This window comes from Variovorax sp. UC74_104 (assembly GCF_044055375.1).
Taxonomy (GTDB): Bacteria; Pseudomonadota; Gammaproteobacteria; order Burkholderiales; family Burkholderiaceae_C; genus Variovorax.
The window spans coordinates 670,099-695,772 of the sequence record NZ_CP171979.1 but is presented as its reverse complement, the minus strand read 5'-3'; the positions used below and the strand labels follow the sequence as shown (position 1 = coordinate 695,772).

Genomic DNA, 25,674 nt, shown 5'->3' with positions numbered 1-25,674 from the left:
CGCCCGGTCCGTCTTCCTTGCGCTCGATCTCTCACGGCAGGCGAGCATCGACCCTGAAAAAAGTCCGCCTGACCACGTGGCCGCGACGCGGTGCCCGAGTCGGCCGGCCTGGAACCTCCCACCTTCTCTATCCAAAGGAACCACCATGAAACTCATCAGCTACCAGTACAACGGCCAGGACAGCTACGGTGCCGTCGTGGGCGACCGCGTGGTCGACCTGCGCGAAGTCTTCGGTGCACAAGCACCGGACCTCAAGGCCTTCATCGCTGCGGGCCTGGCCGCCAAGGCGGCGGGGCATGTCGATGCCGCGCGTGCCACCGTGCCGCTGTCGGAGGTTCGGCTGCTGCCGGTCATTCCCAACCCCGGCAAGATCTTCTGCATCGGCCTGAACTACGGCGAGCACATCCGCGAGACCGGCAAGGAGGCGACCGAGAAGCCCGTGATCTTCCTGCGCGTGGCCGATTCGCAGTTGGCCCACGGCGAGGACATCGTGCGCCCCGGCGTTTCGCAGCGGCTGGACTACGAGGGCGAGATCGCCATCGTCATCGGCAAGGGCGGCCGGCACATCGGCGAGGCGCAATCGTGGTCGCACATCGCCGGCTACAGCTGCTACAACGACGGCAGCGTGCGCGACTGGCAACTGCACACCTCGCAATGGGCACCCGGCAAGAACTTCTGGAAGACGGGCGCCTTCGGCCCCTGGATGGTGACGGCCGACGAGCTCGCGCCCGACCAGAAGATGACGCTGGTCACCCGCCTGAACGGCCAGGAGATGCAGCGCGCCACCACCGACATGATGGTGCACAGCATCCCGCGCCAGATCGCCTACATCTCGGCCTTCATCCCGCTGGAGCCCGGCGACGTGATCGTCACGGGCACGCCGGGCGGCGTGGGCAACAAGCGCACGCCCCAGGTGTTCATGAAGCCGGGCGATGTGTGCGAGATCGAGGTGGACGCCATCGGCGTGCTGCGCAACGGCATTCGCGACGAGTGATGGGCGCCGCGCCATGACGAGTGTCGACGACGATCTGCGCGCACTGGAGGCCCGCCGCCGCGACACCATGCTGGCCGGCGATGTGAAAGCCTTGGGCGCGCTGCTCGCGCCCGATCTCCGCTACGTGCACTCCACCGGCACGGTCGACTCGCGCGACAGCCTGCTGCACAAGCTCGCCACGGGCGTCATCGCCTATCAGCAACTCGAGCTTGCACCGCTGGCCGTGTCGTGTTGCGGCCATGCGGTCATCGTCGCGGGCGAGATGCGGGCCGAGGTGCTGCGCGGCGGCGAGCTGCGGCAGGTCGCCAGTAGCTACCTGGCCGTCTGGCGGCGGCAAGGGATGGACTGGGAGCTGGCTGCCTGCCAGGGCACCGCTTCGCCGGCCAGCTGAAGCGGCCCGGCCGTGGCGCCGCCTCGGCCTCACAACTATCGGGAGACAACCCATGATCGACTTGCTGCGCGCTACCGGGAGGGCCGTGCCCGGACTGCTGCTGGCCGCCCTGGCCCTCTGCGCCTCGGCGCAGGACTTCCCGAACCGCCCTGTGCACATGGTGGTGCCCTTTGCCGCCGGCGGTGGCCTCGACCTCAACGCCCGCAACCTCGGTGCGGCGCTGTCCGAACAGTTGGGCCAACCGGTGGTGCTGAGCAACCGCGATGGCGCGGCCGGCGCCATCGGTCTCAACGCCGTGGCGAGCGCCCAGTCCGACGGCTACACGCTGGCCTTCACGCCGGCAGTGCCGCTGTCGAGCGAGCCGCATCGGCTCAAGCTGGCGTATGGGCTCGACAGTTTCCGGCCCGTGTGCCAGGTGTTCGACAACATCTTCGCCGTTGCCGTGCCGGCGGATCGGCCTGGCGCAGCATGGCCGACCTGCTCGCGGCGGCGCGCAAGGACCCGGGCGGTGTCAGCTACGGCACCTCCGGCACAGGCTCCATCCCGCACCTGGGCACCGCGGACATCGAGGCGGTGACCCATGTCAGCCTGGCGCACGTGCCCTACAAGGGCGATGCACCCATGCTGCAGGATCTGTTGGCCGGTCGTCTCGGATTCGGTGCCGTGCTGATCAGCTCCATCACCGGCCAGCTCAGCAGCGGCGCCTTGCGCCTGCTTGCGGTCTATGCCGACCGGCGACACCCCGCCTTCGGCCATGTGCCGACGCTGAAGGAGTCGGGCGTGGACGTGGTGCAGGCCAGTTTCGGCGGCTTGCTGGCGCCCGCTCGTACGCCGGACGCCGTGGTCTCGCGGCTGGAAGCAGCCTGCCGGCAAGCGGTGGCTTCACCGCGCTACCAGGACTGGGCCCGCGGGGCCAACCAAGTGGTGGACTTCCGCCCCGGTGCAGCCTTCGAGCATCAACTGCGCGAAGACAGCCGCTCCAAGGCAGCCACGCTGCGCCGGCTCGGACTGGCGGCGCGCTGAGCGGACCGCGTCCGCGTCCTGTTCTGCGACAGACTCCATGATCGGCGAGATCGTCTGCTCGCTCGCCCAGGCCATCGGCCCGGGACGCGATGAGCCGTCGTCAAGTGCTCATGCTTCCGGGTTGTGGTGCGGCAGGAATCCCCGTCCGATTCGCCTGCCGATGGCTCCGTCACGACCACTGCGGCTGGCCCGGAGGATGACTTCGCACCTGTGCTGCGTTCAGCGCCGGATATCGCCCAGGCAGAGGTACTTGATCTCCACGTAGTCGTCCATGCCGTGGTGTGAGCCTTCGCGACCCAGGCCCGATTGCTTCACGCCGCCGAAGGGCACGTGCTCGGTGGCGATCACGCCGGCGTTGATGCCGACCATGCCGTATTCCAGCGCCTCCGCCACGCGGAAGATGCGGCCCACGTCGCGGGTGTAGAAGTAGCTCGCGAGGCCGAACTCCGTGTTGTTGGCCGCATCGATGCCGTCCTGCTCCGTCTTGAAGCGGAACACGGGCGCGAAGGGACCGAAGGTTTCCTCGCGTGCGCACAGCATGTCGGGCGTGGCCTCGGCGATGACGGTCGGCTCGAAGAACTGGCCCTGCAGCCTGTGGCCGCCCGCGAGCACCTTGCCGCCCTTGGCGACGGCGTCGTCGACGTGGCGCTGCACCTTGTCGAGGGCCGCATCCTCGATCAGCGGGCCTTGCACCACGCCGTCCTCGAAGCCGTTGCCGACCTTGAGCGCCTTGACCCTGGCGGCAAACTTCTCGACGAAGGCGTCGTAGATACCTTCCTGCACGTACAGCCGGTTCGCGCACACGCAGGTCTGGCCGGCATTGCGGTACTTGCTCGCGACGGCGCCCTCGACCGCCGAATCCACGTCGGCGTCGTCGAACACCAGGAAAGGCGCATTGCCGCCCAGTTCCAGCGACAGCTTCTTAACCGTCGGCGCGCACTGGCTCATGAGGATGCGGCCCACCTCGGTGGAGCCGGTGAAGCTCAGGTGGCGCACGACGTCGCTCTCGCACAGTTCCTTGCCGATCGCGATGCTGTTGGCGCTGTCGGCCGTGAGCACGTTGAGCACGCCCGCGGGAATGCCGGCGCGCACGGCCAGCTCGGCGGCGGCCAGCGCGGTCAGCGGCGTGAGCTCGGCCGGCTTGATGACCACCGTGCAGCCCGCAGCCAGCGCTGGCGCCACCTTGCGGGTGATCATCGCGAGCGGGAAATTCCACGGCGTGATCGCCGCGCACACGCCGATGGCCTGCTTGAGCACCAGCAGGCGCCGGTTGTTGTCGAACTGCGGCAATACCTCGCCGTTCACCCGCTTGGCCTCTTCGGCGAACCACTCGATGAAGCTCGCGCCGTAGGCGACCTCGCCCTTGGCTTCGGCGAAGGGCTTGCCCTGCTCGGCGGTCATCAGGCGGCCGAGGTCTTCGGTGTGGGCGATCAGCAGGTCGAACCACTTGCGCAGCACGATGCTGCGCTCCTTGCCGGTCTTGCCGCGCCAGGCGGCGAGCGCCTTGTCCGCCGCGGCGATGGCGCGCGCGGCATCCGCGCGCGCGAGGTTGGCGACGTCGGCCAGCTTGCGGCCGGTGGCCGGGTCGTTCACGTCGAAGCGGCTGGCGCCAGCGACCCATTCGCCCGCGATCAGCGCATCGGTCTTGAGCAGGGTGGGGTCGTTCAGCAGTGCAAGGGGAGAAGTCCTGTCGTCCATGGTCTCGTGTGTCGTGTTGTCTCGAGGAAAGAAAAAAGAGCGGCGGCTGCGCGCAGCCGGTGTCAGCGGTAAGGCACGCCCGGAAGCACGCAGAGCATTTCGTAGAGCAGGTTGGCGCCCAGCAGCGCGGTGTTGCCGCTCGGGTCGTAGGGCGGGCTGACCTCCACCAGGTCGGCGCCCACCACGTTCAGGCCGCGGCAGCCGCGCACGATCTCCAGCGCCTGCGGCACGGTGAGCCCGCCGATCTCGGGCGTGCCGGTGCCGCCGGCGAACGAGGGGTCGATCCCGTCGATGTCGAAGCTGATGTAGACCGGGTGCGTCGGCCCGATGCGCTCGCGCACCTGCGCCATCAGCGGTGCGAGCGACTGGTACCAGACCTCGTGCGCCTGCACGACGGTGAAGCCCTGTGCGCGCGGCCAGTCGAAATCGTCCGCCGCGTAGCCGGTGCCGCGCAGGCCGATCTGCCAGACCTTGTCGCAGGCCAGCAGGCCCTCTTCGACGGCGCGACGGAATGGCGTGCCGTGGGCAATGCGTTCGCCGAACATGTCGTCGTTGACGTCGGCGTGCGCGTCCACGTGCACCAGCGCGACCGGGCCGTGCTGGCGCGCCACCGCGCGCAGGATCGGCAGCGCGATCGTGTGGTCGCCGCCCAGCGTCAGCGGCGCGCAACCGGCGGCCAGCACCGTGTCGTAGAAGGCCGAGACGATGGCCAGCGACTTGTCGAGCGAGTAGGTGTTGATCGGCACGTCGCCCAGGTCGGCCACGTTCAGCCTGTCGAAGGGCGCCGCGCCGGTTGCCATGTTGTAGGGCCTCAGCAGTGCGGACTCCGCGCGGATCTGGCGCGGGCCGAAGCGCGCACCCGGCCGGTTGGAGGTGCCGATGTCCAGCGGCACGCCAATGAAGGCGGCGTCCAGCCCTTCGGGGGATGTGGCGCCGGGCAACCGCATCATCGTGCCCGGGCCGGCGAAGCGCGGCATCATGTTGCCGCCGAGCGGCTGGTTCGGTGTGGTGGTGGTCGGCATCGTGTGTCGTGGGTTCAGCGCCGCCGTCCGCGCAGCCATTCGAGCGCGAGCAGCAGCGCGGTGGTGAAGACGATCAGCAGCGTCGCCACTGCGGCGATGGTGGGCGAGATGTTCTCGCGGATGCCGGTGAACATCTGGCGCGGCAGCGTGACCTGGTCCGGCCCCGCGAGGAACAGCGTGACCACCACTTCGTCGAAGGAGGTGGCGAAGGCGAACAGCGCGCCCGAGATCACGCCCGGCGCAATCACCGGCAGCGTGACGCGCATGAAGGTCCTGAATGGTGTCTCGCCCAGGCTCAGCGACGCGCGCACCAGGTTCTGGTTGAAGCCGGCCAACGTGGCGAGCACGGTGGTCAGCACGAAGGGTGCGCCCAGCGCCGCATGCACCACGATCAGGCCGAGGTAGGTGTCGGCCAGTCCGAGGGGTGCGAAGTAGAGGTAGGTGGCGACTCCAACCACCACGATCGGCACCACCATCGGCGAGATCAGCACGCTCATGAGCAGGCCCTTGAACGCGAAGTTCGTGCGCGACAGCCCTACCGCGGCGAGCGTGCCCAGCACGGTGGCGAGCAACGTGGCGGCCGGAGCGACGATGAAGCTGTTGCGCGCTGCACGCGCCCACTCGGGCGATTCGAAGAGGTTGCGATACCACCGCAGCGACCAGCCCGGAATGGGGTAGGCCAGGAACGAACTGTCGGAGAACGACAGCGGGATCACCACCAGGATCGGCGCCAGCAGGAAGGCCAGCACCGCGACGCAGCCGGCGCGCACCAGCCACCAGCCGAGCTTGTCGGCGAAGGTCGCGTAGGCCGGGAATTGAGGGAGCTTCAGCATGACTGTGTGTCTTTCTGGCTGCTCAGCCCAGGCTCAGCTCGGCCTTGCCGATGCGGCGGTACACGGCGTACAGCACCAGCGTGGCGACCAGCAGCACCGCGCCCAGCGCGCAGGCCATGCCCCAGTTGATCTCGACGTTGGTGTAGCGCGCGATGTAGTAGCTCAGCATCTGGTCGTCCGCGCCGCCGAGCAGCGCCGGCGTCACGTAGTAGCCGATGGCGAGGATGAAGACCAGCAGCGCGCCGGCGCCGATGCCCGGATAGGTTTGCGGCACGTACACGCGGAAGAAGGCCGCCAGTGGCGAGCTGCCCAGCGAGACGGCCGCGCGCAGGTAGGTGGGCGGCACGCTCTTCATCACGCTGTACAGCGGCAGGATCATGAAGGGCAGCAGGATGTGCACCATCGCGATGATCACGCCGGTGCGGTTGAACAGCAGCGCCAGCGGCTGGTCGATCAGGCCGAGGCCCATGAGGCCGCGGTTGACCAGCCCCTCGGACTGCAGCAGCACGATCCACGCGGCCACGCGCACCAGGATGGATGTCCAGAACGGCACCAGCACCAGGATCATCAGCACGTTGGCCTTGCGCGCCGGCAGCGTCGACAGCCACCACGCCAGCGGATAGGCCAGCAGCAGGCAGAAGAAAGTGACCACCGCGCTGATCTGGAAGGTGCGCAGCAGGATGCCGGCAAAGGCGCGCTGGTCGGCGGGCATGCGCTCCACCTCGCCGGCCACGTCGCGCCGCAGGTCGACCGAGGCGAGCAGGTAGTCGGGCGTCCAGCGCGAGCCGTTCTTGGCGATCGCCTGCCAGTACGGCGCCTCGCCCCAGCGAGGATCGAGCTCCAGCATGCGCGCCTTGATCTCCTCCGGCGTGCCGGTGATCGGAAGCGCTCTGAAGGCGCCCATCACCAGTGAGCGGGCGCCCGCGATCTCGGTGTTGAGGCGGCGCGCCAGGGCGCCCGCGTCGGAGCTGTCGGGCAGCTGGCCCAGATCGGTCGCCATGGCCGCATAGGCCGCGGGTGCGGGCGCCTCCTTGCGGTTCCAGCCGTCGAGCGCGCGCACGGTGCGCGGCAGCGCGTTGGCCACTTCGGGGTTCTCCACCGCCCGCTGCAGCAGCGCCACGATGGGCACCAGCAGCGTCAGCAGCAGGAACACCAGCAGCGGCGCCGTGAGCGCGAAGGCGCGCCACTTGCGGCGGGCTTCGGCGCGCGCCAGTGCGCGCCGCAGTTCGCCGGGGGGCGCTTCCGCTGAAACCAGGGGGACAGACGTTGCCGCGTGCATGGCCTCTTTCGCGTTCGCTGGTTCGTCGGTCTGTTTACTGCGTGGCCCAGGCCGCGAAGCGCTTCTCGAGCGCCTCGCCCTGGTCGGCCCAGAAGCCGACGTTGAACTGCAGCGCGTCCTTGGCATTGGTCGAGGAGGTTGGCAGGTCGGCCAGGATCTTCGGGCTGAGCGAGGCCAGCGCCTTGGTGTTGGTGGGGCCGTAGGCGATGTTCTGGGCATACACCGCCTGGTTGGCGGGCTGCATCGCGAACTGGATGTACTTCAGCGAGGCTTCCTTGTTCGGCGCGCCCTTCGGGATCACGAGGTAGTCCAGGTCGTAGATGCCGCCGGGCCAGTAGATCTTGAGGTCGCGGCCTTCGCGGTTGGCCGCGTCGATGCGGCCGTTGTAGACGGTGGTCAGCACCACGTCGCCGGCCACCAGGAACTGCGGCGGCTGCGCGCCGGCCTCCCACCACTGGATGTTCGGCTTGAGCTCGGTGAGCTTCTTGAACGCGCGGTCGGCGCCTTCCTTGGTGCCGAGCACCTTGTAGACGTCGGCCGGCTTCACGCCATCGGCCATCAGCGCGAATTCGAGGTTGTAGCGCGCGCCCTTGCGCATGCCGCGCTTGCCGGGGATCTTCTTCACGTCCCAGAAATCGGCCCAGCTCGTGGGCGCGGTCTTGAGCTTTTCGCCGTTGTAGGCCATCACGGTCGACCATACGAACAGGCCCACGCCGCAGTCGGTGACGGCGGCCGGCAGGAAGTCGGCCTTGCTGCCGATCTTGGAATAGTCGAGCTTCTCGAAGAGGCCCTCGTCGCAGCCGCGCGCGGCGTCGGGCGACTCGACTTCGACCACGTCCCAGGTGACCTTCTTCGTCTCCACCATGGCCTTGATCTTGGCCTGCTCGCCGTTGTATTCGACCGGGATGATCTTGGTGCCCGTCTTCTCGAAGGGCTCGTAGTAGGCCTTCTTCTGGGCATTGGCGTTGGCGCCGCCGAAGTTGACCACGGTGAGCTGCTGCTGGGCGAAGGCCGGCAGGGCGAAGCTGGCGGCGACGGTACAGGTGAGGAGGGTCTTTTTCATGGTGGAGTCTTCCTGGGGTGATGGAGTAATGGAAGGAGAAAGGGAACGCGAACGAGGAAACGGCAATCGGCCGGGGTCAGGGGGCGTAGATGCGCGCATGCGCCGTCGGAAACTCGAGCACCACCGCCTCGCCGGCCTGCGGCGCGGCGGCGCCGTCGAGGCCGCTCAGCGGCAGCTTCACCGTGGCCTCGGCCTGGCCCGCGCCGACGCTGCACAGCAGCCGCAGGTGGTCGCCGAAGTAGATGACGCGCGCCACCTCGGCGTCGAGCATGTTGGCGCGCTGCACGTCCGCCCGGCGGTGCAGCACCACCCGCTCGGGGCGGATGCAGGCCTCGACGGCCGCGCCCGAAGCCGCGCCGCTCACGTTGAGTCCGCGCAGCACGCGGCCGTCGGGCAGCCTCATCTCGGCATGCCCGCCGCCATGGCCCTGTTGCGGGCCCAGCTGGCCCTTCAGCACGGTGTTGTCGCCGACGAAGCCGGCCACGAAGCGGTTGGAAGGCGCCTCGTAGAGCCGGTCGACCGTGTCCAGCTGCTGGATCACGCCTTCGTTGAACACCGCCACGCGGTCGCTCATGGTGAGCGCCTCGCCCTGGTCGTGCGTCACGTAGACGAAGGTCACGCCCAGCTGCCGGTGCAGGTCCTTGAGCTCGAGTTGCATGTGCTCGCGCAGCTGCTTGTCGAGCGCGCCGAGCGGCTCGTCCATCAGCACCAGCTGGGGCTCGAACACCAGCGCGCGCGCCAGCGCCACGCGCTGCTGCTGGCCGCCCGAGAGCTGGCCGGGCAGGCGGTCGGTCATGCCGCGCAGCTGCACCATGTCGAGCGCGCGCTGCACGCGGCGCTGCTGTTCGTCCTTGGACACCTTGCGCACGGTCAGCGGGTAAGCCACGTTCTGGCCCACGCTCAGGTGCGGGAACAGCGCGTAGTTCTGGAAGACCATGCCGAAGTTGCGCTTGTGCGGGGGCGTGCGCGTGATCGGCCGGCCGTCGAGCAGGATCTCGCCGGAGGTCGGCGACTCGAAGCCCGCCAGCATCATCAGCGTGGTGGTCTTGCCTGAGCCCGAAGGTCCGAGCAGGCTCAGGAACTCGCCGCGATGGATGTCCAGGTCGAGCTGGCGCACCACCAGGTGCTCGCCGTCGTAGGTCTTCTGAACGCGCTGGAAGCGCACCAAGGGTTCAGCAGTCATGGAGGATGTCGGCAAAGGATCGGTCGATCAGCGCAGTGCGGCGAAGCTGTCCGCGAGAAGCGTCAGGCCTTCGTCCACAAGCAAGTCGGATGCCGTGAGCGGCACCAGCACGCGAATTACATTGCCGTAGGTGCCGCATGACAGCAGGATTAACCCGCGCCGCGCCGCCTCCGCGACCACCTTGCGGGTCAGCGCCGCGTCAGGTCGGGCGGTGTCGCCCTCCTCGAACAGCTCGATGGCCACCATGGCGCCGAGCCCTCGCACGTCGCCGATGGCCGGCACCCCGGCCGCGATGCGGCGCAGGCCGGCCGTGAGCCGCTCGCCCAGCGCGCGGCTGCGCGCCAGCAGCTGCTCGTCGTCGAACACCTTCAGCACCGCGAGCGCCGCGGCGCAGCCGATGGGGCTGCCGGCATAGGTACCCCCCAGGCCGCCGGGCGCGGGGGCGTCCATCACTTCGGCGCGGCCCACCACGCCGGAGATCGGGAAGCCGCCCGCCATCGACTTGGCGGTGGTGATCAGGTCTGGCGCCACGGGCCACTGTTCGCTGGCGAACCAGGTGCCGGTGCGGCCCGCGCCGGTCTGCACCTCGTCGGCGATGATCAGGATGCCGTGGCGGTCCGCCAGCGCGCGCAGGCCTTCGACGAAGTCGTTGGGCGCCACGTAGAAGCCGCCTTCGCCCTGCACGGGCTCCAGGATGAAGGCCGCCACGCGCTCGGGCTCGATGTCGTTCTTGAACAGCAGCTCGACCGAATGCAGCGCGTCGTCGACGCTCACGCCGTGCAGCGCGTTCGGGTAGAGCGCATGGAACACCTCGCCCGGGAAGGGGCCGAAGCCGATCTTGTAGGGCGCCACCTTGCCGGTCAGGCCCAGCGTCATCATCGTGCGGCCGTGATAGCCGCCGGTGAAGGCAATGACGCCGGGGCGCCGGGTGTGGGCACGGGCGATCTTGACCGCGTTCTCCACCGCCTCGGCACCGGTGCTCAGGAAGATCGACTTCTTCGCGAACTGGCCCGGGGCCAGCGCGTTCAGCCGCTCGGCCAGTTCCACGTAGGGCTCGTAGGCCAGCACCTGGAAGCAGGTGTGCGAATAAAGATCTGCCTGCGCCTTGACGGCGGCCGTGATCTCGGGGTGGCAGTGGCCGGTGTTGAGCACCGCGATGCCGCCGGCGAAATCGATGTAGCGGCGGCCCTCGACGTCCCAGAGCTCGGCGTTGGCGGCCCGGCTGACGAAGATTTCATGGGCCTGGCCGACGCCGCGCGCGACGGCCGCGCTGCGGCGGGCCATGAGGGCGGCATTGCTGAGGTGGGGTTCGCGTTGCATGGGGACGACCTGTGCTTGAGTGCTGGGAGGAAAGGAATGCCGGCACTCTAGGTCGCCCGATCCGGACCGGCCATGTACACCGGAAGCGGTCGTCCGGAGGACTGTACTGGTCTTGTATCCTGTACATACTTTCCTCAATATGGTGCAGGCCGGACCGCCGGAGACACCCCGATGCTCATTCTTCGCCCCGAACAGCCAACGCCATTGGTGAGCCAGATCGTGGAAGGGCTGCGCGGACTGATCGGCGCCCAGAAGCTCAAGGCCGACACCAAGCTGCCGTCGATTCGCGCCTTCGCCGCCGCCCACGGCGTCAGCGTCTTCACGGTGGTCGAGGCCTACGACCGGCTGGTGGCCCAGGGCCTGCTGGTCTCGCGCGCCAATGCCGGCTTCTTCGTCAAGCGGCGCAGCGAGGAGAGTGCTGCCGGCGCCGCCAGCGTGCCCCGCGCGGATCCCCGCTTCGACGCGCGCTGGTATCTCCAGCAGATCTTCGAGAACCGCAACCTGCCGCTGAAGCCCGGATGCGGCTGGCTGCCGCACGACTGGCTGTTCGAGGACGGCATGCGCCGCAGCCTGCGCCATCTGGCTTCCGAAGGCAGCGACATCGGCGGCTATGGCCTGCCCTTCGGCCACATGGCGCTGCGCATGGCGACGGCGGAGGCGCTTTCGGAACAGCAGATCGTGGTCGAGGCCGCCCAGGTGCTGCTGACCCAGGGTTCGAGCCAGGCGCTGGACCTGGTCGCGCGCCGCCTGCTCAAGCCGGGCGACCGGGTGCTCGTGGACGATCCCGGCTATCCGAACCTGATGTTCATGCTGCGCTTCCTGGGCGTGGAGATCGTCGGCGTGCCGCGCACTCCGACGGGCTACGACATGCCCGCGCTCGAAGCGCTGCTGGCGGTGCACCACCCCAAGGCCTTCTTCACGCAGCCGCGGCTGCAGAGCCCGACCTGCTCCATGGCCTCGCTGCCGCAGCTGGTGCAACTGCTGCAGTTGGCGCAGGCGCACGACTTCACGCTGGTGGAGAACGACATTTACGCCGAGATGGACGCGTCGATGCGACCCTCGCTTGCGAGCCTGGGGCAGCTGCGCCGCGTGGTCTACGTGGGCAGCTACTCGAAGACCATCTCGCCGAACATCCGTGTCGGCTACGTGGTCGCCCAGCCCGAGCTGCTCGACGAGCTGGCGCAGCTCAAGATGATCTCGGGCCTCACATCGTCCGACATCACCGAGCGCCTGGCCTTCGGCACCGTGACCGACGGCCGCTGGCGCAAGCATCTGAAGGCCCTGCGCGAGCGCCTCGCGCAGGCGCATGGCAGTGTCGCGCGGCGGCTGAGCGGACTGGGTTTCGAGCTGTTCCATGAGCCTGCGGCCGGCATGTACCTGTGGGCCCGGCATCCGGACATCACCGACAGCGCCGAACTCTCTCGGCGCGCGGCGACCCAGGGCATCATGCTCGGCCCGGGCCAGCTGTTCCTGGTCAACCCGCATCCCACCGGCTGGCTGCGTTTCAACGTCGCCTTCAGCGAGGACGAGCGCCTCTGGCGCTTCCTGGAGCGCAGCATCGAGGAGCGTCCGGCCGACTGAGCCGGGGTGGGGCGGGACTGGGCCGGCTCGACGAGGAGTCCATGCTGACGACTCCGCCGAGGACGCCAGCGGCAGGCCCCACGGTACGTGGGAGCAAAGAGAGCGCAGGCTGGCAATCAGCCAGGGCCGTCGCTCGCCGCCGCGAGCAGCGGCACCAGGACGTCGCTGATCGGCGTCGGAATGCCGTGAGCCCGGCCGCGACGTGAGACCACACCATTGCGAATGTCCCATTCGAGCGGCCTGCCGGCTTCGCGATCGGTGAGGATGGATGTGATGTTCATGCGGGCGGCCTTGTATCTTTATGGCTCGGACCGGCTCGGGTAGCCCGAGCGGCCTCTGGGATGCTTGAAGCCCGCCTCTGAGCACTGGGCGCCCGAGCCGGACCGTCCTTCTCTACAGCCCGAACGGTTGTAGGAACTTGAAGTTCGCATAGACAAGGATGGGAGTGAGAGGACGTGTCCGACTCTGTTTTTATCGGCATCGACGTTTCCAGTCAGACGCTGGAGATCGCCAGCAGCGACCAGGCCAAGACCTGGCGGGTCGCCAACGACACCAGCGGCATCGAGCAACTGGTCAGCCAGGCATCGGCCTTGGCGCCCGCATTGACAGTGCTCGAGGCCACTGGCGGCTATGAATTCGAGGCGGCCTGCGCGCTTCAGGCCGCAGGCTTGGCGGTGGCCGTGGTCAATCCGCGCACAGCGCGTGACTTTGCTCGCGCCATGGGCGCATTGGCAAAGACCGACGCCCTGGATGCGCGCATGCTTGCGGCCTTCGCCCGCGTGCTGCACCAGCATCCCGAGCGCGAGCGTTTCGTCAAGCCGATGGCGGATGCCGAACTGCAGCAGCTCCAAGCCCTGGTGCTGCGGCGGCGCCAGTTGGTGCAGATGCTGACCTCAGAGCGACAACGCCTGCGCCTAGCGCATGCGGCCGCGCGCCCAAGCATCGAGCGCGTGATCGAGTTCCTCAAGAAGGAGCAGGGAGACAGCGAAGTCGAGGTGGCTGCACATGTCCAGCGCCATCACGCTCAACTGGCGCAGGCGCTGGCCAGCGTGCCGGGTATCGGCGCGGCCAGCGTGGCCGTGCTGCTGGCCGAGCTGCCCGAACTCGGCAAACTCGACCGGCGCCGCATCGCAGCACTCGTGGGCGTGGCACCCTTGAACCACGACTCCGGCCAGATGCGTGGTCAACGCTCCATCTGGGGTGGGCGAGCCGATGTGCGGCGAACCCTATACATGGCCACCCTCACAGCGGTGCGGTACAACCCGGCCCTCAAGGCCTGCTACGACCGCCTGCTGGCTGTTGGCAAGCGCAAGAAAGTCGCTCTGGTCGCTTGCATGCGCAAGCTGCTGACCATGCTCAATGCCATCGCAAAGCATGGCTCTACTTGGGACTCGACTATGCATATCGCTTGACTGCCAAGACGGTTGCTCAAAGGTTAGCGCGATTGTGAATCGTGGCTTCGGCAGCAGAGGAGAGCGCCACCGGGCTTGACCTTCGTCGCGCGGGGGAAGAGGCTTGCGTCCTTGCTTCAGAAAGCCTCGAGTGCCAGCGCCGTCACGCTCTCGGCACCGTCGACGATGCTGTCGCGCATGCCCGGCACCTTGTTGAGGATGTGCTCGGCGTAGAAGCGCGCGGTGGCGATCTTCGCCAGCATGAAGTCGGTGTCGAAGCTGCGCGAGGCGAGGTCCTGCGCAATGATCAGCGAGCGCGCGAGCTGCCAGCCGGCCACCAGGTTGCCCGCGAGCATCAGGTAGGGCACGCTGCCCGCGAACACTGCGTTGGGCGATGCCTTGGTCTGGCCCGCCACGAAATCGACCACCTCGACGAAGGCCTCGCGCGCGGCCTTCAGGCGCCTGTGCACGGCCGCCGCAGCGGGGTTGTCGAGCCTGGCCAGCTCGACCTCGGTCTTCTCGATCTGCGCGGCAATCGCCTTCGCCGTCTGGCCGCCGTCGCGCGCCGTCTTGCGGCCCACGAGGTCGTTGGCCTGGATGGCGGTGGTGCCTTCGTAGATGGTCAGGATCTTGGCATCGCGGTAGTACTGCGCCGCGCCGGTCTCCTCGATGAAACCCATGCCGCCATGCACCTGCACGCCCAGCGAGGCCACTTCCAGGCTCATCTCGGTGCTGTAGCCCTTCACCAGCGGCACCATGAATTCGTAGAAGGCCTGGTTCTGCTTGCGCGCGTCGGCGTCAGGGTGATGGTGCGCGGCGTCGTAGGCGGCAGCCGCCACGCTGGACATCGCGCGGCAGCCCTCGGTGTAGGCACGCATCGTCATCAGCATGCGCTTGACGTCGGGGTGATGAATGATCGGCGCGCTGGTGTTGATGGAGCCGTCCACAGGGCGGCTCTGCACGCGCTCCTTCGCGTAGGCCACCGCGTGCTGGTAGGCGCGCTCGGCGATCGCGATGCCCTGCATGCCCACCGCGTAGCGGGCCGAGTTCATCATGATGAACATGTACTCGAGGCCGCGGTTCTCCTGGCCGACGAGATATCCGATGGCACCGCCGTGGTCGCCATATTGCAGAACGGCCGTGGGCGACGCCTTGATGCCCATCTTGTGCTCGATGCTCACGCAGTGCACGTCGTTGCGCTCACCCAGCGAGCCGTCCTTGTTCACGAGGAACTTCGGCACGACGAACAGGCTGATGCCCTTCACGCCTTCGGGCGCACCGGCCACGCGGGCGAGCACGAGGTGCACGATGTTCTCCGCCATGTCGTGCTCGCCGTAGGTGATGAAGATCTTGGTGCCGAACACCTTGTAGGTGCCGTCGGGCTGCGGCTCGGCGCGGCTGCGCACCATGGCGAGGTCGCTGCCGGCCTGCGGCTCGGTGAGGTTCATCGTGCCGGTCCACTGGCCGCTCACGAGCTTCTCGAGGTAGGTTGCCTTGAGCTCGTCGGAGCCGGCGGTGAGCAGCGCCTCGATGGCGCCGTCGCTCAGCAGCGGGCACAGCGCGAAGCTCATGTTGGCCGAGTTGAGCATCTCGCCGCAGGCCGCGCCGATGGTCTTGGGCAGGCCCTGGCCGCCGAAGTCCGCCGGATGCTGCAACCCCTGCCACCCGCCCGCCACGTACTGCGCGAAGGCTTCCTTGAAGCCCGGCGTGGTGGTGACGGCGCCATCCTTGAACGACGAGGGATTGCGGTCGCCTGCCACGTTCAGCGGCGCGATCACGTCCTGGTTGAAGCGCGCGCACTCTTCGAGCACGGCCTGTGCGGTTTCGAGGCCGGCGTCCTCGAAGTCCGGCAGCATCGCGATCTCGCCGATGTTGGCCAGGTGTTCGATGTCGAACAGCATGTCTTTAAGGGGCGCGACGTAACTCATCTCGATTTTCTTTCGAAGCAGATCCAAGGTAAAAATGAAAACTCGGCTCCTCCCGAACAGGAGCGCCGGACATACGGCAGGACGATGCGGAGCGTCAAGCCGGCCGGGCTAGCCCTGCTTCTCCATCTTCTCGTGGGCATCCACGAGCTGAGCCAGCAGCTTCATGAAGACGGCGCGATCCTCGGGCGACAGCGGCTCGATCAGCAGTTCCTGGGAGCGGTGGATGCTTTCCTGCAGGTCGTTGATCAGGTTCAGCCCGTCCTGGGTGATCACCGACAGCCTCGATCGACGATCGTCCGGATTGACGCGAGTCTCGACCAGCCCCTTGTCGACCAGGCGCTTGACCACTTCGGCCGTCGTCGTTCGATCCAGTGAAAGCTCGCGACCGAGAGCCTTCTGATCGAGCCACGGATTCATCGAAAGCGCGGTCAACATGCCGATCTGCAGCGGCGTGATGCTCTCGGACTTGCAGAGATCGAAGAAGATCGCCTGTCCGATCTGAGTGAGCCGGCGGATCAGGAAGCCCGGACGCCGCCACATGACTTCGCGCAGCGGATTGAATGGCTCTGGACCCTTGGGCTTTGGCGCCTCCACGTCCGTGGTGCCACCTGTCTTCTTCCGGGCGGGAGAACGCTTCGTCATCATCTCGAGATCGCCAATAGTGTCAGCCGGCGAGTGTATCGGCTCCCCCATATGCAAAGGAACGAGAGCGCCCGCCACTACAGCAGGTCGACCTCGAGGTACTCGCCCAACAGGCGGTGAAAATCCAGCTCGTCGTCCCACGGGATCATGTGGCCGGCGCCGCTGGCCGTGCACTGCCTCAGGTGGGGTGCAAGGGTTTCGATCTCCGCCAGGTCTTCGGCGAGCACCACGCCGCCGCGCCCGGCCGTCATGAGCAGCCCGGGCGTCTGCAACCTCGCCAGATCGGCGTGGATGTCGTCGCCGTGAAAACCGGCATGCGCCCGGACCACCGCCTCCTCGCTGCACGTGTGGAGCCACTCGGCGCGCAGTTGCAGTTGTTCGTCCGTCCAGCTCGGCGCGTAGGGACGCAGCTCGTCGGCCGTGACGCCCTGGATGGCCATCCGGATGGAATCCACGTACCACGACAGCGGCACGGGATAGGGACGGCGGCCGGGGCCGGAGACGGGCGGATCGATCAGCAGCAACCTGTGGAGGCGGCGCACGTCGCGCGACGCGGCGCGGATCGCGACGCGCGCTCCCATGGAGTGCCCTAGCAGCGTGACGGACGACCACCCCAGCACCTCCAGCAGATCGAGCACGTCGCCCGCCATGGCATCGAGGCCGGCGTCCATGCCGGGCACGCTGGAGGACAGGCCACGCCCGCGGAAGTCCAGCACATGGACGTCGAAGTGGCGAGCCAGCCGCTCGGCGACGAAGCCCCACGTGATGGCCGGGCTCGTGATGCCGGGCAACACCAGCATGCGCGGGCCCTGGCCGCCATAGCGCAGCAGGTGCAGCCGCACCCCGTTGGCGCGCACGTGGTAGCCATGAAGAAATGAACTCATTGCGACTCCGAGGTGTTGCATTCACCGACCGATCCCACTCCCACTCCCGCTCCGGCTGGCGGCGCAAACGGTATCGACACGAAGCTTCGCCGCTGCGCTGGAAGCGGTGCGGCACACGGCACGAACGGTCTCATGACTGCGGCGGCCTTCCGAACCAGCCTCGAATGCGGTTCCACAGCACGCTCCACATCATCGCGGCCATGGAGACCGCGGGTTGCGGCTCGCCGACCGAGGCAGCCTGCCCGCTCAGCCTGCGGGAGATCTGCTTTCCGAAGTCCGCCACCATGCGGCGTACGAAATCCTTCACGAGCCCAGAGCGCGAGAACTGCGCGAGCGGCCCCTGCAGTGCGTAGATCATGTCCACGTGGACGCGGGTGCTGTCGGCGGTGAGCGCTTCGAGCCTGTAGGTGATGTCGCCTTGGGTGCGCGACTTGCTCAGGCTGTCCTGGCCCGCGCCTCGAAGGACGGCGCGCCTGGCGGCATCGTCGCGTTCCAGCCGCGCCGCGCCGGCGAAGGCCGCGGACATCGGCCCGAACTTGATGGCGATCGTGCCCTTGACCCTTTCGCCTTCGTGCGAGTCGATGGTCGCACCCGGCAGGCAGGACGCCACCGCGGGCAGGTCGCCCATGAATGCCCACACCCGGTCGACCGGATGAGGCACGTCGAAATGGACCTCGATGGCGTTGCCTTTCGCCTTGGCCTTGGCCATCGCCACGGGATCGACCTCCGCCATGTCCGCCGCGGCGGCCGGACCGGATGCCGCGGTCCTGCCGGGCGACGGCACCGGCGATTCGGCGGGCGCCGCTGCGGCGACGCGTTTCAGCGCGACCGTTCGCGGTGCGACCAGTCGCTTGCGCAGCTGCTCGAACTGCGCGTCGGGGGTGTCGCGCTGCTGCTGGAGCACGTCCAGGATGGCGTCGACGATGCCCTGGTAACCCGTGCAGCGGCACAGGTTGCCCGACAGCTCGAGGCGCACGCGCGCTTCGTCGGCGTCGGGCAGGCGAAGCACGATGTCACGTGCCGTGGTCAGCATTCCCGGCGTGCAGAAGCCGCATTGCAGCGCATGGTGGCGCGTGAATGCCTGCCGCAGCCGCTGCATCGCCGCATCGTCGTCGTAGCCCTCGATGGTGGTGACCTCCCGGCCTTCGCATGCCACGGCGAAGGTGATGCACGAGCGCGTGGGCTGGCCGTCGACGAGCACGGTGCAGGCGCCGCACACGCCGTGCTCGCAGCCGAGGTGGGTTCCGGTGAGGCGCAGTTCGTCGCGCAGGAAATCGCCCAGATGCACCCTGGGCTCGGCCGGCCGGCTGATGCTGCGACCGTTCACTTGAATGGAAATCGGGTCCAAGTCTTTTACTCCGCGTTTTTGGCACCGGCCAGGACGCCGGACTGCTCGAGTGCGCGCTCCAGGCAGGCGGTGAAGAGCTTCCGGTCGATGGCGTCGCGTTCGGGGAGCGCGGCGCGCACGGCCGCCCTCAGCGACTCGTGGCCGGCCGCGCCGGCACCGTTGCGCGCGATCTCGGCTGCGAGCGCAAGCAGCAGAAGGGGAGGGCCGTCGGCAGCCCCGAGGACGATCCGCGCACGCTCGCGCGAAGCGTCGAAATACACCGCGGCACTGGCCTCTGCGAACTCGCCCGGCTTGCGGCAGACCTTGTGATATCCCCAATGCATGGAGGATGTCTCCGAAGGCACGGCGACCGACACGATCAGTTCATCGGACTCGAGCACGGTCGTGTAGGCGCCGAGCATGAACGCATCGGCGTCGATCGTGCGTTCGCCGCGCGGCGACCTGACCACCAGGCGCGCGCCGAGTGCCGCCAGCACTACCACCCAGTCGGCTGCGGGGTCGGCATGCGCCAGGCTGCCGCCCACGGTACCTCGGGTGCGGATCGCGCGGTAGGCGATCCCGCCTGCGACCTGGCGCATGGGATGCGCGGCCAGCGGCGGGTGCACGCCGTCCTCGATCTCCGCATGGGTGACGGCGGCACCGATCTCGATCCAGTCGCCCTTGCGGCTGACAGTGCGCAGGCTGGGAATCTGCGCGACGTCGACCACGTGGGCAGGCCGCGCCAGCCTCAGGTTGAGCATCGGGCCGAGGGACTGGCTTCCGCTCATGGTCTTCGTGGCGCCTGCGCCTGCCGCTAGTGCAGCGACCGCCTCGCCGACATCGAGGACGCGCGCGTATGCGAACTTCGGCGCTTTCATCGGGCGTGCTCCTCTTCGCGATTCGCGCCCTCGAGGGCCGCGAGCAGGCGGCGCGGCGTCAGCGGCGTCATGAGCACCTCGGCAGCGCCGGTGCCGCGCAGGGCGTCGTTCACCGCGTTGAAGATCACCGCGGGCGGCGCGATCGCACCGCCTTCGCCGACGCCCTTGGCCCCGAATTCGGTGTGCGGCGAAGGTGTCTCGAAATGGTCGATGCGAATGCGCGGCACCTCGGTGGCGCCCGGCAGGATGTAGTCGGCCAGGGTGGAGGCCAGCGGCTGGCCTTGTTCGTCGTACGGACTCTCCTCGTACATCGCGGTGCCGATGCCCTGTGCGATGCCGCCGATGGTCTGACCCTCCACGATCATCGGATTGACCATGGTCCCGCAGTCCTCCACGACCACGTAGTCGAGGATCTCGACCTCACCGGTTTCGGTGTCGACGGCCACCACCACCGCGTGCGTCGCATAGGTGAAGGTGCCGGTGTCGACCTTGGGCTTGTACGCACGGGACACCTCCAGGCCGCCGAGATGAACGTCGGCAGGCAGGTCCTGCGGCGTGAGGTACCAGGCGCCCCCGACCTCCGACAGCGGGATCGACTTGCTGCCGGACACGGCGCGTCCTTCGATCAATGCGACAGTCTGCGCATCCACACCCATGAGATAGGCTGCGATCGACTGGATGCGCGGCAGCAATTCCTTGCATGCGACCGAGATGGCGCCTCCCGACATGACGGTGGCGCGCGAGGCGTAGGTGCCCGAGGAAAACGGCGTGAGCGCCGTGTCTCCGTGCACCACCCGGATCCGTGCCACCGGAATGCCGAGCACGTCGTTGGCGATCTGCGCGAAGCTGGTCTCCATGCCCTGGCCGTGCGAGTGCACGCCCACGCGCACTTCGAGTCCGCCGTCCGCTGTCATCCGGACGACCGCCTGGTCGAAGCCAGGCACCACTGGCAGGCCCCAGTTCGCGAACACGGTCGTGCCGTGGGCGGACTGCTCTGTATAGGTGGCCGTGCCGAAGCCGATCAGCCGCCCGTCGGGCTCGCCGCGCGCCTGGCGCTCGCGCACGGCCTTCAGTCCGATCATCTCCACGGCGCGGCGCAGGCTTGCCGGGAAGTCGCCGCTGTCGAAGTGCTTGTTCGCCACGTTCACATAGGGCATGGCCGAGGCTGGAACCAGGTTCTCCAGCCGTACCTCCCACGGCTCGCGCCCCACCTCGCGGGCCACGGCGTCCATGAGCAGCTCGATCGCGAAGCAGACGCCGGTGCGCGCGACGCCACGGTAGGCCATGAATCCCGGCTTGTTGGTCGCAACGCACAGGGTCTCGCACCGATAGCCGCGGAAGCTGTAGGGCCCGGGCAGATTGCCGATCGCCTGGCCAGGCTCCAGGCCGACGAAGAAGGGATAGTAGGAATAGGCGCCGCCGTCGATGGTGATGACGGCATCCAGCGCGAGCAGCTTGCCCGTGCGGTCCGCATAGGCCGTGAGCCGGTAGTGATGCTGGCGCGTGTTGGCGCCGACGATCAGGTGCTCGCGCCGATCCTCGAGGTAGCGAAACGGTGTGCGATACGTCTTGGCCAGCCAGGCGACGCAGAGGTCTTCGGGATAGAGCTGTCCCTTGTAGCCGAAGGCGCCGCCGACGTCCGGTGACACGACCCGCACGGCTTCCTCGTTCATCGCGAGGTGCTGGGCGATGCCCACGCGTAGCAGATGCGGGACCTGGGTGGCGCTGACGACCACGAGCTGCTCGGTCTGGAAGTCCCAATAGGCCAAGACAGATTTGCCCTCCAGCGGCACGATGCATTGGCGCGACAGCTCGACCGTGCGGCTGACCTTCACCTCGGCCTTCGCGGCGAGTTCTTCGAAGTCGCGATCGGCCCGCAGCGTGAGAAAGACGTTGTCCTTCCATTCGGGGTGCATGAACTCCCCCGTGGCCGCGAGCGCGGAATCCGCGCTGTGGTACACGGGCAGTTCGTCGTACGAGACCTGCACTTCTTCCAGCAAGTCTTCCGCCATGGCGCGCGTCGGGGCCACCGCCATCGCGATGGCCTCGCCGACGTGACGGACCTTGCCCGACGCCAACGGCGGCAGTGCCGAGTACTGGTAGGTGGGCACCGAAGACGGCGATCCGATGTCCGCCGCATCGGACATCATGTCGCGCAGGAACACCTTCCCCGCGAGCGCCTCGGGAATCTCGACGCCGGTGACGACCGCATGCGCGAGCGGGCTGCGCAGGAACGCGACCTCCTGCAGGCCCGGCAGCACGAAGTCGCCCACGAAGTTGCCTTTTCCCACGAGGTGGCGCGCGTCCTCCTTGCGAGGCACCCGGGCGCCGATGCCCTCGCGCTTCAACAGCCTCGCCGGAATGTCTGCTCGGTCCATGCGTTTCCTTTTCCTTGACTGGTTTCCTGGTGCCGGACTCCATCGAGTCCGCCCATGCCCGGCACTGCCCTGGTGATCGACGCGCAAGAACAAGTCCCTTCGCCGCACCCCGCACAAGGGCCTTGACCGCCAACGTGCGTTTCGACATCTGAGTCGCACGATATGACAGTTCACTGGCACAAGTATATGGCCGATGTTGGCGCAATGGAAGACAGCCGCTGTTGATGCAAACCCTAACAGATCGATATCTCGAAAGTGGTGCAGCTACGTTGGCATTTTCGCCCCTTTGTGGCGTTTACTTCCTGCATGCTGAATCCAATCTGGTGCAGCGTCGGACAGTAAAAACCCGTACTTGAAATCACAAGCTCGTACTACTAATATGACAGTTCACTGACTAATCTTGAGGGGTCCGGAAATCACCGGATGGAGCCATGAACTGGATCAAAGTCGCTTCGGCGCGAGAGCTGAAAAACGATGAAGCGAAAACCGTCAGCGTCGAAGGCCACGGCGTCGCGCTGTTTCGTATCGACGACGAGTTCTTCGCCACGGACAGCATGTGCACGCATGCCACCGCGCTGCTGTCGGAGGGCTATGTCGAAGACGGCTGTGTCGAATGCCCGCTGCACCAGGGCCGCTTCGACATCCGCACGGGCAGGGCAATGTGCGCGCCGGTCACCGTGGACCTGCGCACTCACGCCGTGAAGCAGGAAGGCGATGACATCTACGTGATGTCGCCGGCCGCGAAATGACTTCGCCCGGCATCGTCATCGTTGGTGCGGGCCAGGCTGCGGCGGTCGCCGCCCATGCGCTGCGCGAACACGGCTACCGCGGACGCATCACGATGCTTGGGCGGGAGCGTCACAGGCCGTATGAGCGCCCCCCGTTGTCCAAAGCCGTGCTGGTGGCGGCCGAGGAGCCGAGCCTCGACGTCCTCGCGCAGGACGCCTGGGCACTTGGCGACATCGATCTGCGAAGCAACGCCGATGCGGTAGCCCTGGATCTCTCGAAGCGGCAGGTTCGCCTTGCCGACGGCCAGGTGCTCACGTACGACATGTGTTTGATCGCCACGGGCGGCGAGGCCAGCACGCTGGCGTGCGCACCGGCGGGCCGGCCGCACGTGCACTACATGCGCACCCTCGACGACGCGCGGCGGTTGCGCGCGGCCCTTCAGGGCAAGCCACGGGTCGCGATCCTGGGTGGCGGCTTTCTTGGCCTCGAGATCGCCAGCTCCGCGTTGTCGGCCGGCGCGGCGGTGACCGTGATCGAGCGCGCGACGTCCCTGCTCGATCGGTTTCTTCCGCCGGAAGCGTCTGCGTGGCTCGAATCCGGTTTGCGGCAGGCAGGCGCGCGGCTCCTGCTCGGCACTGCCCTCGAAGGCGTCCACCCTCTGCCCGACGGCCGCATGCGCCTGTCGACCCATGCCGGCGATCTGGAGGCGGACGAGATTGTCGTGGCCATCGGCCTCTCGCCCAACGACGCACTGGCCCGCGATGCGGGCCTGGAGATCGCGGCGGGCGGCGGCGTGCTCGTAGACGCGCAGTGTCGCACCAGCGACGAGCACGTGTTCGCGTGCGGCGACTGCACCAGCCAGCAACGCCCGGGGCACGCGACGCCGAGGCGCCTGGAGTCCTGGCAGAACGCCAACGAGCAGGCACGCACCGCCGCGGCCGCCATGCTCGGTGCGGCCGGCCCAGCGCCGGCGGTGCCCTGGTTCTGGACCGACCAGGGCCAACACAACATCCAGATGCTGGGCCTGGCGGGCCCCGGTCTCGAATACGTGCGCCGGGGCGATCCGGCCACCGGCAAGGTGCTGTGGATCGGCCACTGCGGTGGCGTTCCGCTGCACGGCGTGGCCATCAACGCCGGCGCCGATCTGCGCGCCATCCGGCCCCTCTTCGAGCAGCGGCGCCCGGTGTTGCTCGACGAATTCCAGCGGGACGCCACCGATCTGCGCGCATGGGCCAAGCAGATGCGAGGCGGCACCCCTTCCCCCGTTCAACGACCTCTCACAGCCTAAGGAGCTTTCATGTATCAATCGCAGGCGGTCATCGGCATCACGAATGCCCGAAAGAACCCGCCCCTGGAGCAGTGCGTCTGGCCCGCGGACGCGCTCAACAACATTCCGGACTGGGTTTACACCAGCCAGGCCATCTACGACCAGGAGATCGAGCGCATCTTCCGCGGCGACACATGGAACTTCGTCGCGCTGGAAGCCGAGATCCCGAACCCCGGCGACTACAAGCGAGGCTACGTCGGCGCCACAGCCGTGGTGATCGTTCGCGCGGAAGACGACACGATCTCCGTCTTCGAGAACCGCTGTGCCCACCGCGGCGCCGAATTCTGCCGATCCAGCCACGGCAACGCGAAGGAGTTCGTCTGCCCCTACCACCAGTGGTCGTACGACCTCAAGGGCAACCTGCAGGGCGTTCCGTTCAAGCGTGGAATCAACAAGGTTGGCGGCATGCCGCCGGACTTCAAGAACGCGGAACACGGTACCCGGCAGCTTCGCGTGGCCACGCGCAACGGCGTGGTGTTCGCCACCTACTCCGACAAGACTCCGCCGCTGGAGGAGTACATGACCAAGGAGATCGTCGAGGAGTTCGACGTTCCGTTCTCGGGCAAGAAGCTCAGGATCCTGGGCTACTGCCGCAACGAGCTTCCGTGCAACTGGAAGATGTACCACGAGAACCTCAAGGACCCGTACCACGCGACGCTGCTGCACTCGTTCCTCGTGGTGTTCGGCCTTCTGGTGCCCGGCATCAAGTCGATCGTCTTCGCCGACAAGGAACATGGCCGCCACGGCTACATGGCGTCGTCCAAGCCCGACCAGGTCTATGCCACCGTCGCCGCCGACGACAAGGCGGAGATGCGGTCGTTCAGCGACAACCTCCGGCTGCGCGACGAGCGGTTCCTGGACTACGTGCGCGAGTTTGATTCGCCCTGGTCCGCCAACATGATGACCATGTGGCCGAACCTGATCGTGCAGCGCCAGATGAACACGATGGGTGTGCGCCAGATCATTCCGAACGGCCCGAACAGCATGGTGATGCAGTGGACCATGTTCGGCTATGAGGACGACACGCCCGAGATGACGCGGCACCGCCTTCGGCAGGGCAACCTGATGGGCCCCTCCGGCTTCCTGGGCCTCGAGGACAACGAGGCATTGAAGTTCGTGCAGGAGGGCATCCGCAATTCGTCCACCGACAACAACGTCGTCAAGCTCGATGCGGGCCACCAGGGAACGGCGCGCAACCTGATCTCGGAGTCGTGCATCCGGTCGCTCTACCAGTACTACCGGGAAGTCATGGGCATCCGTGTCGCGGAGATGGCAGCATGAAAGAGCGGCTCGCCTACGCCAGGTCCACGATCTCGCCGCGCCGCGCGGCCGAGCTGCGCGCCGAGGTCGACTCCTTCCATGTCGAGTACTGCGCCGCCCTCGATGCCAATGACATCGAGCGCTGGCCCGAGTTCTTCAGCAAGGACGCGACCTACCGGATCACCTCGCGCCAGAACGCGCTGCTGGACATGCCCGTGGGCCTCGTCTACTGCGAGGGCCTGGACATGATCACCGACCGCGCGCTCGCGGTGGCGCATTCGCAGATGTTCGCGCCACGGCACATGCTGCATGTGCTGGGAATCACGCGCGTGCTTCAAGACACGGGCGACACGATCAGCTCGCAGACGCCTTTCATCCTGATGCAGACCCTGGTCGAGGGGCCTTCCACCGTGCATCTCGCGGGCATCTACCACGACCGCTTCGTGCGCGACGGCGAACGGCTGCTCATCGCAAGCCGCGAGGTGGTGCACGACACGGAAATTCTCGACACGGCCCTGGCGTACCCGGCCTGAATCCATTGAG

21 protein-coding genes and 2 pseudogenes are annotated in these 25,674 nt (G+C 67.6%); 9 read left to right on the top strand and 14 right to left on the bottom strand.

Annotated features, from left to right (window positions below; translation table 11 throughout):
• The first annotated feature begins 145 nt into the window (after positions 1-145).
• The 3 genes and pseudogenes from ACHMXA_RS33925 to ACHMXA_RS33915 all read left to right on the top strand — a co-directional run bounded on the left by ACHMXA_RS33925 (position 146) and on the right by ACHMXA_RS33915 (position 2,408).
• Positions 146-994, top strand: a complete 849-nt coding sequence (locus ACHMXA_RS33925; protein ID WP_395321811.1) for a fumarylacetoacetate hydrolase family protein — start codon at positions 146-148, stop codon at positions 992-994.
• Between the two features lie 13 nt (positions 995-1,007).
• Positions 1,008-1,385 carry a nuclear transport factor 2 family protein gene (locus tag ACHMXA_RS33920; protein ID WP_395321809.1) on the top strand — a complete coding sequence of 126 codons (378 nt, stop codon included), beginning with the start codon at positions 1,008-1,010 and terminating at the stop codon, positions 1,383-1,385.
• Positions 1,386-1,437: 52 nt separating this feature from the next.
• Positions 1,438-2,408: pseudogene (locus tag ACHMXA_RS33915) on the top strand (tripartite tricarboxylate transporter substrate binding protein).
• Positions 2,409-2,627: 219 nt separating this feature from the next.
• On the opposite strand, the gene ACHMXA_RS33910 reads toward ACHMXA_RS33915, so the two are convergent.
• From ACHMXA_RS33910 to gabT, 7 genes are all read right to left on the bottom strand, one after another.
• On the bottom strand, positions 2,628-4,106 hold the full coding sequence (locus ACHMXA_RS33910; protein ID WP_395321807.1) for an NAD-dependent succinate-semialdehyde dehydrogenase: 1,479 nt from the start codon (positions 4,104-4,106) through the stop codon (positions 2,628-2,630).
• Between the two features lie 62 nt (positions 4,107-4,168).
• Positions 4,169-5,167 (bottom strand): agmatinase, encoded by a 999-nt coding sequence (gene speB, locus ACHMXA_RS33905; RefSeq protein WP_395321805.1) that lies wholly within the window; start codon positions 5,165-5,167, stop codon positions 4,169-4,171.
• Positions 5,143-5,961 carry an ABC transporter permease gene (locus ACHMXA_RS33900; RefSeq protein ID WP_176666357.1) on the bottom strand — a complete coding sequence of 273 codons (819 nt, stop codon included), beginning with the start codon at positions 5,959-5,961 and terminating at the stop codon, positions 5,143-5,145. The genes speB and ACHMXA_RS33900 overlap by 25 nt, the downstream gene beginning before the upstream one ends.
• A 22-nt stretch (positions 5,962-5,983) precedes the next feature.
• Positions 5,984-7,240: an ABC transporter permease gene (locus ACHMXA_RS33895; RefSeq protein WP_395321803.1), complete on the bottom strand. Its 1,257-nt coding sequence runs from the start codon at positions 7,238-7,240 to the stop codon at positions 5,984-5,986.
• A 34-nt stretch (positions 7,241-7,274) separates the two neighbouring features.
• Positions 7,275-8,303 (bottom strand): ABC transporter substrate-binding protein, encoded by a 1,029-nt coding sequence (locus ACHMXA_RS33890; RefSeq protein ID WP_395321801.1) that lies wholly within the window; start codon positions 8,301-8,303, stop codon positions 7,275-7,277.
• Positions 8,304-8,379: 76 nt separating this feature from the next.
• On the bottom strand, positions 8,380-9,486 hold the full coding sequence (locus ACHMXA_RS33885; RefSeq protein WP_395321799.1) for an ABC transporter ATP-binding protein: 1,107 nt from the start codon (positions 9,484-9,486) through the stop codon (positions 8,380-8,382).
• A gap of 27 nt (positions 9,487-9,513) precedes the next feature.
• Positions 9,514-10,806 (bottom strand): 4-aminobutyrate--2-oxoglutarate transaminase, encoded by a 1,293-nt coding sequence (gene gabT / locus ACHMXA_RS33880; protein ID WP_395321797.1) that lies wholly within the window; start codon positions 10,804-10,806, stop codon positions 9,514-9,516.
• 171 nt (positions 10,807-10,977) lie between these two features.
• On the opposite strand from gabT, the gene ACHMXA_RS33875 reads away from it, so the two are divergent.
• Entirely contained in the window at positions 10,978-12,387 is a 1,410-nt protein-coding gene (locus ACHMXA_RS33875; protein WP_395321795.1) for a PLP-dependent aminotransferase family protein, read from the top strand.
• Positions 12,388-12,503: 116 nt separating this feature from the next.
• On the opposite strand, the pseudogene ACHMXA_RS33870 reads toward ACHMXA_RS33875, so the two are convergent.
• Positions 12,504-12,659, bottom strand: a pseudogene (locus tag ACHMXA_RS33870) (ketopantoate reductase C-terminal domain-containing protein); the annotation flags it as partial.
• A gap of 183 nt (positions 12,660-12,842) precedes the next feature.
• On the opposite strand from ACHMXA_RS33870, the gene ACHMXA_RS33865 reads away from it, so the two are divergent.
• A complete protein-coding gene (locus ACHMXA_RS33865) occupies positions 12,843-13,799 on the top strand; it encodes an IS110 family transposase (RefSeq protein WP_395321793.1) in 957 nt (318 codons plus the stop codon).
• Between the two features lie 116 nt (positions 13,800-13,915).
• Here the strand turns inward: ACHMXA_RS33865 and ACHMXA_RS33860 are convergent, their stop codons facing one another.
• The 6 genes from ACHMXA_RS33860 to ACHMXA_RS33835 form a co-directional block, all read right to left on the bottom strand.
• Complete coding sequence (locus ACHMXA_RS33860) at positions 13,916-15,706, bottom strand: acyl-CoA dehydrogenase (protein ID WP_395321791.1); 1,791 nt, start codon at positions 15,704-15,706, stop codon at positions 13,916-13,918.
• Positions 15,707-15,814: 108 nt separating this feature from the next.
• Entirely contained in the window at positions 15,815-16,351 is a 537-nt protein-coding gene (locus ACHMXA_RS33855) for a MarR family transcriptional regulator (RefSeq protein WP_176666364.1), read from the bottom strand.
• A gap of 74 nt (positions 16,352-16,425) precedes the next feature.
• On the bottom strand, positions 16,426-17,232 hold the full coding sequence (locus tag ACHMXA_RS33850; protein ID WP_395321789.1) for an alpha/beta fold hydrolase: 807 nt from the start codon (positions 17,230-17,232) through the stop codon (positions 16,426-16,428).
• A 130-nt stretch (positions 17,233-17,362) separates the two neighbouring features.
• Positions 17,363-18,580 (bottom strand): 2Fe-2S iron-sulfur cluster-binding protein, encoded by a 1,218-nt coding sequence (locus ACHMXA_RS33845; RefSeq protein WP_395321787.1) that lies wholly within the window; start codon positions 18,578-18,580, stop codon positions 17,363-17,365.
• 5 nt (positions 18,581-18,585) lie between these two features.
• Positions 18,586-19,437 carry an FAD binding domain-containing protein gene (locus tag ACHMXA_RS33840; protein ID WP_395321785.1) on the bottom strand — a complete coding sequence of 284 codons (852 nt, stop codon included), beginning with the start codon at positions 19,435-19,437 and terminating at the stop codon, positions 18,586-18,588.
• On the bottom strand, positions 19,434-21,815 hold the full coding sequence (locus ACHMXA_RS33835) for a xanthine dehydrogenase family protein molybdopterin-binding subunit (RefSeq protein WP_395321783.1): 2,382 nt from the start codon (positions 21,813-21,815) through the stop codon (positions 19,434-19,436). The genes ACHMXA_RS33840 and ACHMXA_RS33835 overlap by 4 nt, the downstream gene beginning before the upstream one ends.
• Positions 21,816-22,246: 431 nt before the next feature.
• On the opposite strand from ACHMXA_RS33835, the gene ACHMXA_RS33830 reads away from it, so the two are divergent.
• Genes ACHMXA_RS33830 through ACHMXA_RS33815 form a run of 4 tightly spaced genes read left to right on the top strand, consistent with a single transcriptional unit; the run spans position 22,247 to position 25,664 of the window.
• Complete coding sequence (locus ACHMXA_RS33830) at positions 22,247-22,564, top strand: non-heme iron oxygenase ferredoxin subunit (protein ID WP_395321781.1); 318 nt, start codon at positions 22,247-22,249, stop codon at positions 22,562-22,564.
• Positions 22,561-23,832 carry an NAD(P)/FAD-dependent oxidoreductase gene (locus ACHMXA_RS33825; RefSeq protein WP_395321779.1) on the top strand — a complete coding sequence of 424 codons (1,272 nt, stop codon included), beginning with the start codon at positions 22,561-22,563 and terminating at the stop codon, positions 23,830-23,832. Before ACHMXA_RS33830 ends, ACHMXA_RS33825 begins: the two co-directional genes overlap by 4 nt.
• A gap of 9 nt (positions 23,833-23,841) precedes the next feature.
• A complete protein-coding gene (locus ACHMXA_RS33820; protein WP_176666371.1) occupies positions 23,842-25,152 on the top strand; it encodes an aromatic ring-hydroxylating dioxygenase subunit alpha in 1,311 nt (436 codons plus the stop codon).
• Positions 25,149-25,664 (top strand): aromatic-ring-hydroxylating dioxygenase subunit beta, encoded by a 516-nt coding sequence (locus tag ACHMXA_RS33815; protein ID WP_395321777.1) that lies wholly within the window; start codon positions 25,149-25,151, stop codon positions 25,662-25,664. Before ACHMXA_RS33820 ends, ACHMXA_RS33815 begins: the two co-directional genes overlap by 4 nt.
• Positions 25,665-25,674 lie beyond the last annotated feature (10 nt).

Bases quoted from the DNA above. Each gene is read 5' to 3' on its own strand.
- ACHMXA_RS33925 (WP_395321811.1), top strand. From the start codon at position 146: ATGAAACTCATCAGCTACCAGTACAACGGCCAGGACAGCTACGGTGCC.
- ACHMXA_RS33920 (WP_395321809.1), top strand. From the start codon at position 1,008: ATGACGAGTGTCGACGACGATCTGCGCGCACTGGAGGCCCGCCGCCGC.
- ACHMXA_RS33910 (WP_395321807.1), bottom strand. From the start codon at position 4,106: ATGGACGACAGGACTTCTCCCCTTGCACTGCTGAACGACCCCACCCTG.
- speB (WP_395321805.1), bottom strand. From the start codon at position 5,167: ATGGCTGCGCGGACGGCGGCGCTGAACCCACGACACACGATGCCGACC.
- ACHMXA_RS33900 (WP_176666357.1), bottom strand. From the start codon at position 5,961: ATGCTGAAGCTCCCTCAATTCCCGGCCTACGCGACCTTCGCCGACAAG.
- ACHMXA_RS33895 (WP_395321803.1), bottom strand. From the start codon at position 7,240: ATGCACGCGGCAACGTCTGTCCCCCTGGTTTCAGCGGAAGCGCCCCCC.
- ACHMXA_RS33890 (WP_395321801.1), bottom strand. From the start codon at position 8,303: ATGAAAAAGACCCTCCTCACCTGTACCGTCGCCGCCAGCTTCGCCCTG.
- ACHMXA_RS33885 (WP_395321799.1), bottom strand. From the start codon at position 9,486: ATGACTGCTGAACCCTTGGTGCGCTTCCAGCGCGTTCAGAAGACCTAC.
- gabT (WP_395321797.1), bottom strand. From the start codon at position 10,806: ATGCAACGCGAACCCCACCTCAGCAATGCCGCCCTCATGGCCCGCCGC.
- ACHMXA_RS33875 (WP_395321795.1), top strand. From the start codon at position 10,978: ATGCTCATTCTTCGCCCCGAACAGCCAACGCCATTGGTGAGCCAGATC.
- ACHMXA_RS33860 (WP_395321791.1), bottom strand. From the start codon at position 15,706: ATGAGTTACGTCGCGCCCCTTAAAGACATGCTGTTCGACATCGAACAC.
- ACHMXA_RS33855 (WP_176666364.1), bottom strand. From the start codon at position 16,351: ATGATGACGAAGCGTTCTCCCGCCCGGAAGAAGACAGGTGGCACCACG.
- ACHMXA_RS33850 (WP_395321789.1), bottom strand. From the start codon at position 17,232: ATGAGTTCATTTCTTCATGGCTACCACGTGCGCGCCAACGGGGTGCGG.
- ACHMXA_RS33840 (WP_395321785.1), bottom strand. From the start codon at position 19,437: ATGAAAGCGCCGAAGTTCGCATACGCGCGCGTCCTCGATGTCGGCGAG.
- ACHMXA_RS33835 (WP_395321783.1), bottom strand. From the start codon at position 21,815: ATGGACCGAGCAGACATTCCGGCGAGGCTGTTGAAGCGCGAGGGCATC.
- ACHMXA_RS33830 (WP_395321781.1), top strand. From the start codon at position 22,247: ATGAACTGGATCAAAGTCGCTTCGGCGCGAGAGCTGAAAAACGATGAA.
- ACHMXA_RS33825 (WP_395321779.1), top strand. From the start codon at position 22,561: ATGACTTCGCCCGGCATCGTCATCGTTGGTGCGGGCCAGGCTGCGGCG.
- ACHMXA_RS33820 (WP_176666371.1), top strand. From the start codon at position 23,842: ATGTATCAATCGCAGGCGGTCATCGGCATCACGAATGCCCGAAAGAAC.
- ACHMXA_RS33815 (WP_395321777.1), top strand. From the start codon at position 25,149: ATGAAAGAGCGGCTCGCCTACGCCAGGTCCACGATCTCGCCGCGCCGC.